Annotated in this window: 14 protein-coding genes and 1 pseudogene; 4 read left to right on the top strand and 11 right to left on the bottom strand. The window is 44.9% G+C overall.

From position 1 onward, the window contains the following. Positions 1–99: 99 nt before the first annotated feature. Positions 100–258, bottom strand: a pseudogene (locus tag QUF19_RS06930) (phenylalanine--tRNA ligase subunit beta-related protein); the annotation flags it as partial. Between the two features lie 165 nt (positions 259–423). Between QUF19_RS06930 and QUF19_RS06925 the strand changes: the two are divergent. Further along, entirely contained in the window at positions 424–843 is a 420-nt protein-coding gene (locus QUF19_RS06925; RefSeq protein ID WP_286298029.1) for a TIR domain-containing protein, read from the top strand. A gap of 55 nt (positions 844–898) precedes the next feature. Here QUF19_RS06925 and QUF19_RS06920 read toward each other — a convergent pair whose 3' ends face one another. After that, the gene (locus QUF19_RS06920) at positions 899–1,033 is read right to left on the bottom strand and encodes a hypothetical protein (RefSeq protein WP_286298028.1); all 135 of its coding nucleotides are present in this window, start codon (positions 1,031–1,033) and stop codon (positions 899–901) included. A gap of 10 nt (positions 1,034–1,043) precedes the next feature. After that, a complete protein-coding gene (locus QUF19_RS06915) occupies positions 1,044–1,190 on the bottom strand; it encodes an alpha-amylase (RefSeq protein ID WP_280534464.1) in 147 nt (48 codons plus the stop codon). Positions 1,191–1,303: 113 nt separating this feature from the next. On the opposite strand from QUF19_RS06915, the gene QUF19_RS06910 reads away from it, so the two are divergent. After that, positions 1,304–1,873 (top strand): hypothetical protein, encoded by a 570-nt coding sequence (locus tag QUF19_RS06910; protein WP_286298023.1) that lies wholly within the window; start codon positions 1,304–1,306, stop codon positions 1,871–1,873. 69 nt (positions 1,874–1,942) lie between these two features. Here the strand turns inward: QUF19_RS06910 and pheT are convergent, their stop codons facing one another. The 7 genes from pheT to QUF19_RS06875 all read right to left on the bottom strand — a co-directional run bounded on the left by pheT (position 1,943) and on the right by QUF19_RS06875 (position 12,492). Continuing rightward, the gene (gene pheT / locus QUF19_RS06905) at positions 1,943–4,348 is read right to left on the bottom strand and encodes a phenylalanine--tRNA ligase subunit beta (protein ID WP_102548680.1); all 2,406 of its coding nucleotides are present in this window, start codon (positions 4,346–4,348) and stop codon (positions 1,943–1,945) included. Positions 4,349–4,366: 18 nt separating this feature from the next. After that, complete coding sequence (gene pheS / locus QUF19_RS06900) at positions 4,367–5,350, bottom strand: phenylalanine--tRNA ligase subunit alpha (protein ID WP_004734764.1); 984 nt, start codon at positions 5,348–5,350, stop codon at positions 4,367–4,369. A gap of 218 nt (positions 5,351–5,568) precedes the next feature. Next, on the bottom strand, positions 5,569–6,678 hold the full coding sequence (locus QUF19_RS06895) for a GGDEF domain-containing protein (RefSeq protein ID WP_286298020.1): 1,110 nt from the start codon (positions 6,676–6,678) through the stop codon (positions 5,569–5,571). A 267-nt stretch (positions 6,679–6,945) separates the two neighbouring features. After that, complete coding sequence (locus tag QUF19_RS06890; RefSeq protein ID WP_286298017.1) at positions 6,946–8,154, bottom strand: hypothetical protein; 1,209 nt, start codon at positions 8,152–8,154, stop codon at positions 6,946–6,948. A gap of 9 nt (positions 8,155–8,163) precedes the next feature. Beyond that, entirely contained in the window at positions 8,164–8,970 is an 807-nt protein-coding gene (locus QUF19_RS06885; protein WP_286298015.1) for an outer membrane lipoprotein-sorting protein, read from the bottom strand. A 44-nt stretch (positions 8,971–9,014) separates the two neighbouring features. Continuing rightward, a complete protein-coding gene (locus tag QUF19_RS06880) occupies positions 9,015–11,585 on the bottom strand; it encodes an efflux RND transporter permease subunit (protein ID WP_286298013.1) in 2,571 nt (856 codons plus the stop codon). Between the two features lie 121 nt (positions 11,586–11,706). Beyond that, complete coding sequence (locus tag QUF19_RS06875; protein WP_017109714.1) at positions 11,707–12,492, bottom strand: TetR/AcrR family transcriptional regulator; 786 nt, start codon at positions 12,490–12,492, stop codon at positions 11,707–11,709. A gap of 532 nt (positions 12,493–13,024) precedes the next feature. On the opposite strand from QUF19_RS06875, the gene QUF19_RS06870 reads away from it, so the two are divergent. Beyond that, positions 13,025–13,804: a hypothetical protein gene (locus QUF19_RS06870; RefSeq protein WP_286298007.1), complete on the top strand. Its 780-nt coding sequence runs from the start codon at positions 13,025–13,027 to the stop codon at positions 13,802–13,804. After that, entirely contained in the window at positions 13,725–14,519 is a 795-nt protein-coding gene (locus QUF19_RS06865; RefSeq protein WP_286298006.1) for a hypothetical protein, read from the top strand. Before QUF19_RS06870 ends, QUF19_RS06865 begins: the two co-directional genes overlap by 80 nt. 150 nt (positions 14,520–14,669) lie before the next feature. Here QUF19_RS06865 and QUF19_RS06860 read toward each other — a convergent pair whose 3' ends face one another. Beyond that, complete coding sequence (locus QUF19_RS06860; RefSeq protein ID WP_286298004.1) at positions 14,670–15,164, bottom strand: outer membrane beta-barrel protein; 495 nt, start codon at positions 15,162–15,164, stop codon at positions 14,670–14,672. Positions 15,165–15,288 lie beyond the last annotated feature (124 nt).

Here is a 15,288-nt window from a genome sequence, read left to right as displayed (position 1 = left end):
TGAAATGTTAGACTAATTGTTAGCCCCCTAGTCCCTTAGGACACAAACAAAAAAGGCCTCGCAATGCGAGGCCTTTGGTTTTCTATCTTTCAGAAGAGATTAGTCGCGAAGTGCTGCGCCGAATTTCTCTGAGATTGAAGCTACGATAGCATCTACTGAACCAGCGATGTCTGCATCTTCAAGTGTGCGCTCTACAGACTGTAGGCTAAGTGCGATAGCTAGGCTCTTCTTACCTTCTTCAATGTCTTGTGCAAGGTATGGTCGAACTGTTTATCCTTGGCTTAAAAGTTAATAAATACAAGGATTTGAGACTTTAGTTTCAGAAGGAAAAACAATACAAGCATACAATATATAAAATATTTGCATTTAAACCTTATTCTATTAATTTTTTAACATTTAAACAGACAATTAAAGGAGTAGTTTGTGACCAAGGTATTTATTAGCTATAGCCACAGTGACCAACGCTACGTTAGCGACATCAAATCTGTAAGGTTAAACAGAAATCATGGTTTGGGGTTTAATGACAAGTCATTGCAAGAACCCATTTACAACGAAGAAGGACATGTAAATCGACGACCACCTCACGATTCCGCATCATATCTCGTACGTCAGGAAATAAGCAGACGACTTCAGGAGTCAGATAAGCTCTTAGTGCTTTTAGGAAATGATACTCATAGTAAGCTTTGGGTCGAATGGGAAATAAACGAATTTAGGAAGCTGAAACAAGGATCTGACATTCTTGTCATGAAAGTTCCTAATTCATTCGGAGGCGCTCCTAAAATTGTCCAGCAGGAGGTTTATGATTGGGATTTAAACATGGTATCTAGTTGGGTTCGTGGTTGATTTATTTGATATGAGAGTAAGTGAAAACGACTCACCTACTCTCATATTTTAGCTTCTAATCATCATCCAAATAGTCATCATTATTTGGATTGTGGGCATCCGACCAAGCATCCATATCAGAGTCATTATTTGGGTTGTTAATGTCTGACCATATGTCTAATTCATCCTGTGACATATCTGATGTATCCATAGTGTACCTCCTATTTTTTTCCTTGAAATCGAACATTGTTTGGGTTCCGTTGGTTTGCGCGATTATCTTGTGCTTTTTGATAAGCAGCATTGTGGCCAGAGGTTCCTTTATTCTCATTTCCTTGGTTTGCTTTATGGTTGTTTTGATTGTTGCTCATGACTAAATCCTATTTGTTGTTGTCATTGAATTTGCATTCTTAATGTAGGTTGAACAATGACTTGTTTATAGGGATGAACTTAGGGAAAGAGCTTTGTTTTTAGGGAAAGTAATATGAAAAACGCAGATTATCTGAAGAAGGAACTAAAAGACCAAAAAATTAGTCAGAGTCACTTTGCCGAAGAGTACTACCGAGAAGAAGTTAATGAGACGGCGGATGAAAAACCAATCGCAGATCACTATGAACGGTTTAAATCTCTGCTTAGAAGCTCTGATCATCGAGCTCCTGAACGCATAATGGCTTATATCAATTATTTCAATCGCACTTATAAAAATGAAAGTCGATACACACAAGCTGACAGGTCTGCAGCTTGGGAGTTATTTGTCGAACTTGATACTAGAGTAGCTACTCGCCAGCTATTACGAGGCGAGTCCAAAGCGGCATTATCTAGTTTAGCTTCTTTGTTTGACCTCCATAGAGATATCTCAAAGCTACATGGTCCAAACTGCAAAGAGTATTACAGCTTAGTTAATGGGTATTTAGAAAGAAGCTTACGACCATTTACGAGTAAATGGCACTCCGAGCTAGATGATAAGGCTGATGAATTGTTTAGAAACGAGCTTGCTGGTATTCAAGCTAACTTATCTGAACTAAAAAACACGCTTGAGAACATGTCTGCTTAAACACCAGTTCCAGCAAACAAAAAGGCCTCGCAATGCGAGGCCTTTGGTTTTTCTATCTATCAGAAGAGATTAGTCGCGAAGTGCTGCGCCGAATTTCTCTGAGATTGAAGCTACGATAGCATCTACTGAACCAGCGATGTCTGCATCTTCAAGAGTGCGCTCTACAGACTGTAGGCTAAGTGCGATAGCTAGGCTCTTCTTACCTTCTTCAACGCCTTGACCAACGTATACGTCGAACAGTTTAGCGCCTGTTAGGAATTCGCCACCAGCAGCGATACACGCTTCAACGATGTCGCCAGAAGCGACTGCTTCGTCAACAACAACGGCGATATCACGACGGTTTGCAGGGAACTTAGATACGGCTACTGCTTCTGGAAGCACGCGAGTGTTGATAGCTGCCCATTCGATTTCGAATACGATAGTGCGGCCGTTAAGACCAAACTTACGCTCTAGTTCTGGGTGAACAGTACCAATGATACCCACTTCTTTGCCGTCTACTACGATAGCCGCAGTTTGACCTGGGTGAAGTGCTGGGTGCTTAGCAGATTTGAAGCTGTATGCGATTTCGTTTGCAGAAAGCTCAAGAACGGCTTCTAGGTCACCTTTAAGATCGAAGAAATCTACAGTGTTAGTTGCAATGTCCCAGTGCTCTTCGCCACGAGTACCAGAGATAACGCCCGCAAGCATCATTTCTTGGCGCATGCCGTTTTCAGCCGTTGCTTCAGGGATGAAACGTAGGCCTGATTCGAATAGACGAACGCGAGACTGTTGACGCTTCTGGTTGTGAACAACGGTGTTTAGAAGACCTTGGATTAGGCCAAGACGCATTGCTGACATGTCCGCAGAGATTGGGAATGGCAGGATTAGCGGCTCAACACCAGGTACAACAAGTTTTTGCTGTTCTGGTTCTACGAAGCTGTATGTGATTGCTTCGTGGTAGCCACGGTCTACAAGAAGGTCACGAACGCGCTTAAGCGGTTGGTTAGCTTCTTTGTGGTCATTCATTTTAAGTGCCGCTTTAGGCGCTTGGTTTGGAATGTTATCGTAACCGTAGATACGACCTACTTCTTCAATTAGGTCTTGCTCGATTGCGATATCAAAACGCCAAGATGGAGACGTTGCCGTCCAACCAGCTTCAGTCGTCTCCGTATCTTCTACAACAGAAACAGTACAACCTAGGCGAGTAAGAATTTCCACTACGTCTGTAGATGGGATTTCGTGACCTAGTAGGCTGTCTAGCTTAGCGCGACGTAGAGCAACTACGTTTGCTTTAGGAAGATCAGCTTCAGATTCGCTGCCGTTTACTGGCGCAACTTCACCACCACAGATTTCAACTAGAAGCTGTGTTGCACGCTCCATTGCTGCTGCTTGAAGTGTTGAATCAACACCACGTTCGAAACGTAGAGAAGAATCTGTGTGAAGGCCGTAAGCACGTGCGCGACCACGGATGTGATCCGGTGCGAAGAATGCAGCTTCAAGAAGTACGTCAGTTGTTTCAGTAGTCACACCAGAATCTTGACCGCCAAAGATACCAGCGATTGCTAGTGCTTTGTTTTGGTCTGCGATAACAAGTGTGTTGCTGTTTAGTTCAGCTTCGTTGCCATCTAGAAGTGTTAGCTTTTCGCCCTGCTCTGCTAGACGAACCACGATACCGCCTTCGATCTTAGCAAGATCAAATGCGTGCATTGGTTGGCCTTGCTCTAGCATCACGTAGTTTGTGATGTCTACAACTGGGTCGATTGAACGGATACCACAACGACGCAGTTTTTCTTGCATCCAGATTGGAGATTCCGCTTTCACGTTTACGTTCTTAACCACACGGCCAAGGTAACGTGGACAAGCATCAGTTGCTTTGATTTCAACAGATACTGTGTCTTCAATGCTTGTTGCAACAGCGTCAACTGTTGGCTCTGTAACGTCTGCGCGGTTTAGTACGCCAACTTCACGAGCAAGGCCACGGATGCTGAAGCAGTCTGCGCGGTTTGCTGTTAGGTCTACGTCGATAGTTACGTCGTTAAGCTCAAGAAGCTCACGTACGTCCATACCTAGCGTTGTGCCTTCTGGCAGCTCAAGGATGCCGTCAGACTCTACGTCGATACCTAGCTCAGAGAAAGAACAAAGCATGCCGTGCGATGGAACGCCACGTAGTTTTGCTTTCTTGATTTTGAAGTCACCAGGAAGTACTGCGCCAACCGTTGCTACTGCTACAGTTAGGCCAAGACGACAGTTAGATGCACCACATACGATGTCTAAAAGCTCTTCTTCGCCGATATCAATTTTAGTTACTTGTAGTTTGTCTGCGTCTGGGTGCTGACCGCACTCAACCACTTTACCTACTTTAACGCCGGTGAATTCACCAGCAACAGGTTCTACATCGTCAACTTCCAAACCAGCCATAGTGATTTGGTGAGCTAGCTCTTCGCTGTTAATTGCAGGTTTAACCCACTCGCGTAGCCAAGATTCACTGAATTTCATAGTTTTGACTGCCCCGGATTACTTGAATTGTTTAAGGAAACGAAGGTCGTTCTCGAAGAACGCACGAAGGTCATTTACGCCGTAACGAAGCATCGTTAGACGCTCTACACCCATACCGAATGCAAAACCAGAGTATTTCTCAGGGTCGATGCCAACAGAGCGAAGTACGTTAGGGTGAACCATGCCACAGCCTAGAACTTCTAGCCATTTGCCATCTTTACGTTTCACGTCAACTTCAGCTGAAGGCTCTGTGAACGGGAAGAATGAAGGACGGAAACGCACTTCAACTTCTTCTTCAAAGAAGTTACAAAGGAAATCGTTAAGAATGCCTTTAAGTTGTGCGAAGTTTACGTTCTCATCAACTAACATACCTTCCACTTGGTGGAACATTGGCGTGTGAGTTTGATCGTAGTCGTTACGGTAAACACGACCCGGAGCAATGAAGCGGAATGGCGGTTTGCCGTTTTCCATCGTACGGATTTGAACACCAGAAGTGTGCGTACGTAACATTAGATCAGGGTTGAAGAAGAAAGTATCGTGATCAGTACGAGCTGGGTGATCGTCTGCGATGTTTAGTGCATCAAAGTTGTGGAATGCATCTTCGATCTCAGGGCCAGACTCAGTGCTAAAGCCAAGCTCACCAAAGAACTGTTCGATACGCTCAACTGTGCGAGTAACTGGGTGAAGACCACCGTTCTCAATGCGACGACCTGGTAGGCTCACATCGATAGTTTCTTCAGCTAGTTTCGCTTCAAGCTCTGCACGTTGTAGTGCGTCTTTGCGAGCTGCGATCGCTTGTTGAACAGCACCTTTCGCTTTGTTGATCTCTTGACCAGCAGTGCGACGCTCTTCAGGTGGAAGTTTACCTAGGCTTTGTAGTTGAAGAGTTAGTTCACCCTTCTTACCTAAATACTGAACTCGCACTTCATCAAGTGCGACTAACGAATCTGCTGTATCAATAGCAGTCGTTGCATTAGCAATGATCTCTTCTAGATGTTGCATCATTTCCTCATCTACCAGTTGGTAGTGTCCGTATCGGATGATTAGTTTTTTTAGATAGCTACACATAGTAATCAAACACGCATCCAATGCCAAATTGAATCGCTAAAAGAACAAGTTATTGACTAAAAACACGGCAAATTTAACAGGATATTAATGAGGAGTAGGAAGAAGTGGAACAATTACAGGTTCCACTTCTTAATTTGGAAATGACCTGAACGCTAGATCTGAATAGAACAAACGCTGTTCTTACCGGCATCTTTCGCTAAATAAACCGACTCGTCAGCCGCTTTAATCAATTCATTCATGGTTTCGAATTCTTGGGTCATTTCAGCCACACCGACACTGATGCTACCAATCCAAGCTTGGTTGCCAGTTTCGACCTCTAATTCAGACACTTTCTGTCGAGTCGTTTCTGCGATGTGCATGCCCCCATTAAGATCGGTATCTGGGCAAATCACCAAGAATTCATCGCCCCCTAATCGACACACAATATCATCGTTGCGAAACCTGTTTTTCAGCTCGTTCGCAAGGGTTTTTAACACCAAGTCACCAGCATCATGTCCGCATGTGTCATTAATCCGCTTGAAGTGGTCGGCATCGATCATAATGCACACCAAAGGCATGCCAAATTCTTTCGATTCTTGCCAATGCAAAGCTAACTGTTTAAAAGCGCAACGACGGTTAGGTAATTTAGTGAGTGAATCAGTTAACGAGAGTTCTTCGAGCTTCTTGTTCGCTCGTTTCAATTCTGCGGTACGTTCCTCGACTTTGTCTTCGAGTACTTGATTGAAGCGTAGCAACTGTTTGTTTCGTTCAGAGACTTGTTCGAATAAGCCTTTAAGCGCTGCTAGCAAAGGGATGGTTGAAGAGTCTTGCTGCTTTTCTTCTGCTTCAAAGGCTTGTTGAGGCGTTGCGCCCTCTTCTATCGCGGCTACTTGTCGCGCCATGTTTTGGTCGATGCCAAGGATGTGATAAGCAAGCCAATGGATGAGGAAGTCCAGTAACTGACGTGCTGACGCTTGATCTTCTTCCAAGATGAAGGCTTGCATGCTGTAGATGTCTTGCATAAACACACGATGCACTTTGATGTGTTCTTCAATGTGTAAATCATAAACGCCACGCTCTCTCATCAAAGATTCTTCTTCTTTAAAATGAAATTCGGCATAACGTGTGAGATCAAGTAAAGCAGCGCTCATGTCGTCGATAGAGATCGTATTCTCCGACAACAGGTTTCCGTAATGGTTGATAAAACCGACAAGGTATTGATGCTGTTCATCGACAACACCAATGCCTGTCTCAAAGTTTTTATCCCAGTTAAATGAGTTCATAAATCCCTTAGGGTCGATACCGCCAGCACAATTTACATGCATATTCGGAGGCTATAGATATTCGAAAAATATAACCATTTTACCTGTGGGCCTATTCGATTGTTTGATCCGTTTTATAAAAAGGCGACTTTGAACATTCTAAATATGAGTCATCTTAAATTTGAGACGCCCCTTAACGAGGACGCCTCACGAAACCAACATTAACTTGTTGGAAATGCTTATTTTTTGTAAAGACTAAGTTGTTGGAGATGCTAACTCTTTATAAAACTAAAAGTAATATTCCAACGCCACCTCGACAAAATCATCCTTGCGAGCAAAGAACAGCAAGTCCTCTGGGGTTTCGTTCTCAAACAACCAAGCATTCAATCGCCACTTGAAGTTGTTATTGATGCGACTTGAAGCTTCGAGCTTTGCACTGTAGACATCGCTGTTATCTAAATCTTGAGTGATGCCTGTGAGCACTTCGGTGCCGTCTTCGTCGTTCAAGGCGAAACGTGCTCCAAGGAACACATCGTTTTGACCGATGGTTTGGGCGTTATTACCCCGGCTGTCATACAGATATTCTGCAATGAAGCCGATGTCCCAGTATGATTCAAGCGCACCAACCCAAGTGTATTCAAAGCCTGTTGCTACGCCTGTGTGGTTGTCGTAACTGTCGCGATAAATGCTTTCCAGCTTCCATAACCAATCACCAATAATGCCTTGCACATCCAATCCAAAGTGCTGCATTTGTGCGTAGTATGGCTTGAGCTTATTGCCTTCCACACGGTAATAAGGGTCGCGGTTTGTGCCACCTAAATAACTTAAACCGACGTCCCAATCGCCGTACATTTGGCTATAGCGTAGTGCCACATCAACGTGTTTTTCCTCTCTCGAAGATTCGTAAAGCGCATCATCCGAAACGGGTACCGTTGGCCTTAATCGTCCGTCTTCGCCCGCAAAGGTACGTTCACGAAAATACGGCAGTAACATGGCATCGATGGTTCCCCAGTCTTTTATCGAGGTGAAGTGCACCATTGGCTGACCTAACTTAGACTCGCCATCGACCGATTCAATGGCATCGGTTTGGTTTACCACATCCACCAAGTGCGCCGATTCGGTTACGCCCCAAAACACTTTGCCGACACCGGCTCGCAGTTCGTAATCATCCCAATAGGTTAGGTATAGGGCTTCTCGAATATCTCCATGAGTTCGCTCATCGTCTTCACTGTCTAGGCGATAAAACGGGGTGAAGGTAAAGCTGCCATTGCCCTCTTCTTGTTCCCAGTAAAACTCTGGCTGTAATACCAGCGAGCTTTGTCCTTTATCTTGCCCTTGCAAGCCGTCACTAAAGAACTGCCTGTGTTCAAGGTTAACCTGCCCTGCGAGCTCCGGACTAAAGCCGGCTGCTACACATGGCAACGACACCTGCATAAGCCCGACTGTCGCTGCCAAGGTTAAGGATAACTGGGTTCCTGTTGCCACAATCCTTTTCATATTCTTGCCTTACTTAACACGTTTCAGTGTGTTTTTTTGGAAGTCCTTGTCTTTAAGGCCCGTCTGGAACGCCAAATCTGTTGTGGTTAATACGGTGCTCTTCCCTGTTTGATGGTTTTGCATCGCCATGGTGTGAGCGCGCCAGTATTGGTTTAGGTACTGTTTGTAGTCTTGGAACGACAAGGTTTTCAGCAATGCGCCTTTACGGTCGTAAAACTCAACCTGAATTGGGCGGTAGTATTGTTGGTCTAGCCATACTTTTTGCATGGTGTAGCCGGAGTTTTTATCGGTCGGAACTTGCTCTAAAACAAAGGTATCGACACCTTCAATTTTGGCGTCTTCAATGTAGTTGAAGGTGTACTTTCCTAACTCGAACGAGCTCAAATCTTCGTAAGCAAATTCACTGCCCATAAACGGGCCAGATTTGTTGCGTGAAGAGATGCGTTTTACACGTTTCAATGCAGGCAGATACAACCATTGGTCATCGGAATTGGTGATGTGTGAATGGTTTAGGAAAGCCGTGCCTTTTACATCGCGCGGCTCATCAAAAATGGTCAAGCCTTTGTCGCCATCGTCATCGACTTCTAATGATTTCAATCGCATTAGGCGTGTGCTGCTTTCACCCTGTTTGTTGCGAAGTAGCATTTCCATGGTCGCGACAGAATCGCCCCACCCGACATCGACCGCTTTGCGTTGCTCGGCAATTTCTAAGCCTTTCGCAGGGTCTGCTAACGCTGGGAAAGCTAATACCGCACCCACGGTTAATGAACTGAAAGCAAATAGTGTCGTAACGAGAGTTTGTTTAACGATTTTCATAAATTTCTCCTTGAGTCAGCCCACCGCAGTAGACTGACGATTCCTTATTTGGTCGAAGTAGTCAGTTCGCCTGCTGGGTTAGACGGGGTGGATTGAGCTTTAGCGGATGACTTTGGTTCGTAGTGAGTCTGTTTGTCGAAGATCATCAGTAAGCTTGGTAGCAAGATGAAGTCGACCACCAGCGCAATGAAAATCACAATCGCGCTGAGTAAGCCCATGTCGGAATTGAGTCTGAAGCTCGACATCGCTAGTACAGAGAAACCAGCCACAAGTACAACGGTGGTGATCCACAATGCGCGGCCAACTGTGTGGAACGCGTAACGAACGGCTTCCTCTGCTGATTTCCCTTCCATTCTGGCGCGTTGGTATTTACTCAAGAAGTGCACTGCATCATCAACCACGATACCCAGTGTGAGCGTGACCACGACCGACAAACCCAAGTTGATTTCACCTGAGATCAACGCCCATAAACCAAAGCCAATAATCGCAGGGGCAATGTTTGGCACTAGGCTGATCACACCCAAGCGAACCGAGCGTAATGCGAAGATCATCAGGCCAGAGATAAGCACTAAGGTGATAGGCAGAGTCGAGAGCATACTCGCCATGTTGGTCTCGCCAATGTGAGCAAACATCAACGATGGGCTCGACGCGACTACTTCATACTGAGATGCATTAGCTGCAAACCACGAGTAAATACGCTCTTCGAATTCCACCAATTCCACACTGCCGAGGTTATCGACGGTGAGTACCATTTTGATCGATGATTTATCGACGTTGATCTGGTTATTCAAGTCCAAGCCATACGGCAGAGACATCTCGTAAAGCAGTAGGTATTGCGCGGCAAGTTCACGGTTAAGTGGCAGTTGGTAGTAACTGTCATCGTCACCGTGCATGTTCTTATTCAAACGCATGTAGACATCGGAAAGCGTGGCCACATGGTCGGTTTCTGGTTGTACGCGTAGCCAATCGGTAAAGTCACCAATCGCTTGCAAGAACACAGGATCAGCAATCGCTTGAGATTCGTTAGTTTTGACCGCAATGCTGATGGTGGTCATGCCGCTTACGGTCTCTTCCATGAAGTCTGCAGCCTGTCTGAATTCGCTTGAGGTATCGAAATACTTCACCGATTCATCATTCACTTTGTTCAACGGAATTAACGCCGCAGCACCAACGATTACTAGAGTAGAAATAGGCAGCAGTGCTTTGCGGTTGGTCACCACAAAGTCACCGAGCTTATCCATGAAGGTCACTTTATCTGCCGCTAACGGATTTGCTGGCAAGCTCTTAACTGGCAACAGTTTTAACAGCGCAGGAAGCATGGTCACAGAGAGGAAACACGCAATCATCACGCCTAATGCCGACAAGTTACCGAAGTCGCGCAATACTGGAGAATCCGACATGTTCATCATCAAGAAGCCAATCGCGGTGGTCACCGAAGTAATTAAGATCGGCATCGCATTAAGCTTAATGCTGTATTGAATGGCTTGTGCTTTCTCCATGCCGCGCTGCATCGCTTGTCTCATGGTCACAATCACGTGAACACAATCGGCAACGGCAAGCGTTAATACCAAGGTTGGAACATTAACCGTTGCGGTGCTGAGGAACATCCCTGCCCACCCAGACAACCCCATGGTCGCGACAATCGAAGAGATAATCACAACTAAGGTAGCCACCACGCTAAAGAACGAGCGCAACATAAAGGTCAGGAACACCAATACCACCAGCAGCATTAACGGCACAAGCGTTGAGCTGTCTTCTTGAGCCGACATCATAAAGGCGTTGTTCATGGCAATGATGCCCGCTTTATGGAATTCGACGCTCGGGTAATCGGCTTGGTACTTGGCGATCATAGTATTGATAGCCGCGATCACTTCTTGCACTTCGGCAGTTTTATCCACTTCAGGCAATTGCACGGTGACGTTAACAATGGTCACGTCACCAGAGGCTGACACTAGTGCGTTTTTAAGCAGAGGTTCGTTGAGGGCGATCTGTTTTACTTTGGCGATTCGTTCTTGTGTGTGCTCGTATTCTTCGTACAACAAGTCTTCAACTAACAAGTCATCTTCAACGGCTTCGGTATGCTGATAATTGGCAAGGGAATCGACACGGCTTGAGTACGGGATCTGCCACGCATCGACCGTGAGGTTTTGAATTAAGGTAAGGGTTTCTGGGGTGAAGACATTGCCATCTTCAGGTGCGACGACAATCGCGAGGTTGTCGGTTTTCGCAAAGGTGGTTTGGATTTCGTCGAACGCCATCAACTGTTTGTTGGTGCCTTCGAAGAAGATGTTGTAGTCCCCTCTAAAGTAGAGGTTCTTCGCACCAAAAGCAGAAAGCATGATGATTGAAAAAACCACCAGCAAAACGATAAACGAACGCTTGGTCGGTATTGAGTGCCAACTGTTATCTAGATTATGAGCCTGTTGACCTGAGTTGGACGATTGACTGTCTAAATCGGTTTTTTTAGTTGAATCAAGGTTACTAGTTGAATCAGGGTTACTCATTGAATCAGAGCTATTAGCTAAATTGGGCTTCTGGCTGTCATGTTCCATCACAGTCTCCATTTGTGACGATTCGTCATAGTTGTGTCTTAAAAAGCCAGCCGAAGCTGACAAAAGACACAATTCTTAGTCATACACTCAAGAAAACCAAAACCACGTTAGGCTAAACTTAAGTTTATGACGAATCGTCATAAATGGTTATTAATAAACCCACATGAGTGGGTTTAATGGAAGCTTATCGACCTACTGATTCTAAGTAGGTGATTTCTTCACTGAACAGTTCTTGTTCTACACGACGCCAAGTTTTGCGGTAATCCCAATCGCTAGAAAGGGGTTGCCAATTTAGGCCGTCTAAAAGCATGTTCGCGTTATGTAATACTGAATACGGGTCTTGTAACCGCTTGATACAATGACTGTTTGATGCGTTCTGTGACAAGGCATTTGAACCAAATGCGATTGACCAGTTTGCAAACACGATGGCATCTGAACCCACACCAGAAGAGAACTTTAGGTCACCCGCTTCTACTGCTTGGTTAACCATAGAATCAGCTTGTTCAATCACCAATTCTTCCAGTTCGTTCATCTCGGTTACACGTGCACTAGACGCTTTCTCTAGTACCCACGGGCTTTTCGCCATGATCGCACAGGTTGATAATACCGGTTCCATGCGAGCATAGATTCGGTAAGCAACGTGCAGTGCGACGATCTTTTCACGTGTGTTGCCTTCAAACTCTCCAGAGCGAGCAAACATCAATGCCTCGGCCTTTAAAGAATGAATACACAAAGCCAAAACCACATCTTCTTTGCTGCAAAAGTGATTGTATATCGTACCTTTAGAATAGCAGCTCGCGGCCGTCAGCTTATCCATCGTGAGGTTTCCGAACCCTTGTTCTCGAACCAGATCTTTTGCTAACAACATCAATTCTACTTCTCGGTCTGCGATAGACTGCTGCTTTTTAGACAACACGCCTTTGCAACCAAAGATACCTTGTTTATCGCCTTTACAACTAAAGCCAAACATAATTTTTCAGTCCGTATATGAGCTTAGCCGTTATCTAAGCTTCGCCAGTATTTAAAACACTCCTATTCAATATATTAACACGAATGGTAAATTCATGTAGTTAACCATTTTGTGACGCTTCGTCATTTCTGACTTATCGTCATAATAGCGCAAATATTGATCACATCAAGGTGTTTTATAAATTTAATATCATTTGTGAATATAAGCAGAGATGAATGGAAAATAGATAAGAAAATCGTCAATAGCCGACCTTAAGAGAAGATTTGATTTTGACGAACAGAATGCGAAAACGAATTGGTCATTCTTAACCTAACAAAGTGTGCCGTCACATCAAGCCGCTATGCGTACTCATACCCAATGAGTCCTAACGAAAACCACAAGAATGAATGGGTGTAGGCTTACTTTCTGGGTCAGACCTCTCCTTATGGTCAATATTTGGCTTACTAATGCCGTTTTCTGTTAAGTTGCTATAAATTCGGTAAGGGGTGACTTACAATAGTGACAACGACTTACCTTTTTTGAGAACACGATATTGAGCGCCAAATATTCTTATTTAGCTTGGCAAGTGAATACTTCAAGCCCAGCAGAAAAGCTGGTTTTATTGATGCTTGCAGACGGTGCTGACGAATTCGGCTACACCAATGTGTGCCTACAATCAGCAGGTCAACTTTGTGCTCTCTCTACGTTTGGTTTAGCCGACTGCCTTAAGTGTTTAGTCGACCAAGGTTTTCTCGATAAGGTAAAAGTAGATTATCGAGATAAGAAAGAGATTCACATTTTCAAAATGCTCATTGAGCAAGAGCAAGCTGCGGTTCACGCTGAGACTCAACCGACCAATAGTATTCCGGTCTACTCTACTGCACCTGCACCTGCACCTGCACCTGCACCTAAGTTTCAGCCTGCTCCGGCACCGATGCAAAACATGCAGCATGCCCCTCGCCCACAAAGCCGAGGCTCAATGACCAGCAATACCGTTTCAACTCATGATTTGGATGAAGAGAACATTCCAACATGGGCGGAACGTGCGTTTAAATTCTCCGGCCTTGCTGGTGACCATAGTTTAATATGGAAGAAATTTGTCCTCTGGTATAAAGCCAAAGCCAATGAACTAATGCCAATATCGCGCATCGAATCTAAGTTGCAGTACTGGTTAGTTAACGAGAAGCAAAATGAAAGACAACAACAGCAGAAGACCTCTCAATATTCAGGAAATGCAGGACAAGCTCAAGGAAATGGGTATCGACAAAAGCTTAGCCCATCTGAACGCTTCAGGCAGCAGCTCATTCAAAAAGGCAAAAAGCCAACCTTCTGAGCCAGCTTCACCTGTTGTACCTGACGCTACCGTTCTGCCTAAAGGTTCAGTAGTACCTGACGTTATTGAAGCGCAAAGTACCGAAGTAAATGTAGCGGCTCAACAAGCTGTTAGCTCTGGTGCGTCTCAGCAAGTGCCAGTTGTTGATCAAGATCCAGCAGAATTAGAGCTGACCGATTGGTGTATCCATGTGTTCGGTTCTTTCCTGAGCGTGTACGAAACTCAGTGGGAATACCAATACGGCAGTGAACCGAGCGGTAAGTTTCTTGAGTTTGCCCACTCTGTCGACTCAGACGGCCTTAACCGCGTACTAATGCACTGTCATGAACGTATTCAACTTGGCAACAGTTGGCCGCCGCAAATGGGCGAGCTTTGGATCCTGAAGGATTCACTAACAGAAGAAGAGCTGTTGGATAGCCGCATTCGTGTGTTGTCGCGCACTGCTGTGAACAAGATTGAGAAGTGGTTAATCCAAAACAAACTGTACGACTTGAAGCGTACGGCTGAAAACAAGCTCGATGGCCTGTTTAAGAAATACTATTTGGAAGCAAAGCGTTTAGATGAGAAAGGCATGCTGGAAACAGAATTGCCGCAGTTCCTTCTTGCTGCTAACTCAGTGAAGAACCTAAACGACTTGAAACGTGAAGAGTATGAAAGCCAACACGGCAAAGCGATTAACCCAAGAATCCAGAAGATTCTAAACAGCAAAAAATAGCGCTGCTCGCTTAACTTATACCGATTAAGTCAACGACATTACTATTCTACAGATACAAAAATGCCAGCTATCAAGCTGGCATTTTTTATGAATTCTAACGAACTCTTTAACGACTATCCGACCGTTATTTACGATCGCCTTACTGATTGATTACAGTAAGTGGATAGTTGCGTTTAGAGAGAAAACGCCTGCGTCGTCATCTTTCATTTTGAAGTTTTGGTAGCTAGCGCCTACAGATAGTGGACCGAAGATGAAGTATTCAGCGCCAACTGCAAACATTACGTCTACATCGTCTTGCTTAAAGTTATCGCCTTTCACTTCGTATGAGTGAAGACCACCTTTCGCGTATACGTGTAGAGGACCGAAGTCGATGCTTGGTTTGATCGCTAGGTAAGCTGTGCTTACGTCAACACCTTGTTTAGCACGGTTACCGTAGCTAACGTTGTCGAAAGAACCTAGATCCCAGTAACCCGCTTCAACGCCGATTAGTGGCAGGATGCCTGTACCTACGTGGATGCCCACCGCATTTTCATCTTCACCAGCGAATGAGCTTTGACCGCCCATAACACCACCGTATAACCAAGAATCAGCCATTGCTGTTGAAGATGCACCTAGCAGTGCTAGTGCCAATAACGTTTTTTTCATATTCGACCTTTTCGTCCTAGTGGCAGGCCTTGCGTGGTAATAAATTGCCACCAAGTCGCCCTTTTTGTAGTAACTATTTAATTAGTATAGCAATAAGCAAGATTTATACCCAAACCTTGCCATT

The sequence above is a fragment of the Vibrio sp. FE10 genome, assembly GCF_030297155.1.
Lineage (GTDB): Bacteria > Pseudomonadota > Gammaproteobacteria > Enterobacterales > Vibrionaceae > Vibrio > Vibrio apostichopi.
The sequence above is the reverse complement of the archived record's forward strand: the minus strand, read 5'-3'. Positions and strand labels throughout refer to the sequence as shown.

Coding starts and splice junctions, on each gene's coding strand:
- QUF19_RS06915 (WP_280534464.1), bottom strand. CDS start 1,190: ATGAGCAACAATCAAAACAACCATAAAGCAAACCAAGGAAATGAGAAT.
- QUF19_RS06895 (WP_286298020.1), bottom strand. CDS start 6,678: ATGAACTCATTTAACTGGGATAAAAACTTTGAGACAGGCATTGGTGTT.
- QUF19_RS06885 (WP_286298015.1), bottom strand. CDS start 8,970: ATGAAAATCGTTAAACAAACTCTCGTTACGACACTATTTGCTTTCAGT.
- QUF19_RS06910 (WP_286298023.1), top strand. CDS start 1,304: ATGAAAAACGCAGATTATCTGAAGAAGGAACTAAAAGACCAAAAAATT.
- QUF19_RS06875 (WP_017109714.1), bottom strand. CDS start 12,492: ATGTTTGGCTTTAGTTGTAAAGGCGATAAACAAGGTATCTTTGGTTGC.
- pheT (WP_102548680.1), bottom strand. CDS start 4,348: ATGAAATTCAGTGAATCTTGGCTACGCGAGTGGGTTAAACCTGCAATT.
- QUF19_RS06890 (WP_286298017.1), bottom strand. CDS start 8,154: ATGAAAAGGATTGTGGCAACAGGAACCCAGTTATCCTTAACCTTGGCA.
- QUF19_RS06865 (WP_286298006.1), top strand. CDS start 13,725: ATGGGTATCGACAAAAGCTTAGCCCATCTGAACGCTTCAGGCAGCAGC.
- QUF19_RS06920 (WP_286298028.1), bottom strand. CDS start 1,033: ATGGATACATCAGATATGTCACAGGATGAATTAGACATATGGTCAGAC.
- pheS (WP_004734764.1), bottom strand. CDS start 5,350: ATGCAACATCTAGAAGAGATCATTGCTAATGCAACGACTGCTATTGAT.
- QUF19_RS06860 (WP_286298004.1), bottom strand. CDS start 15,164: ATGAAAAAAACGTTATTGGCACTAGCACTGCTAGGTGCATCTTCAACA.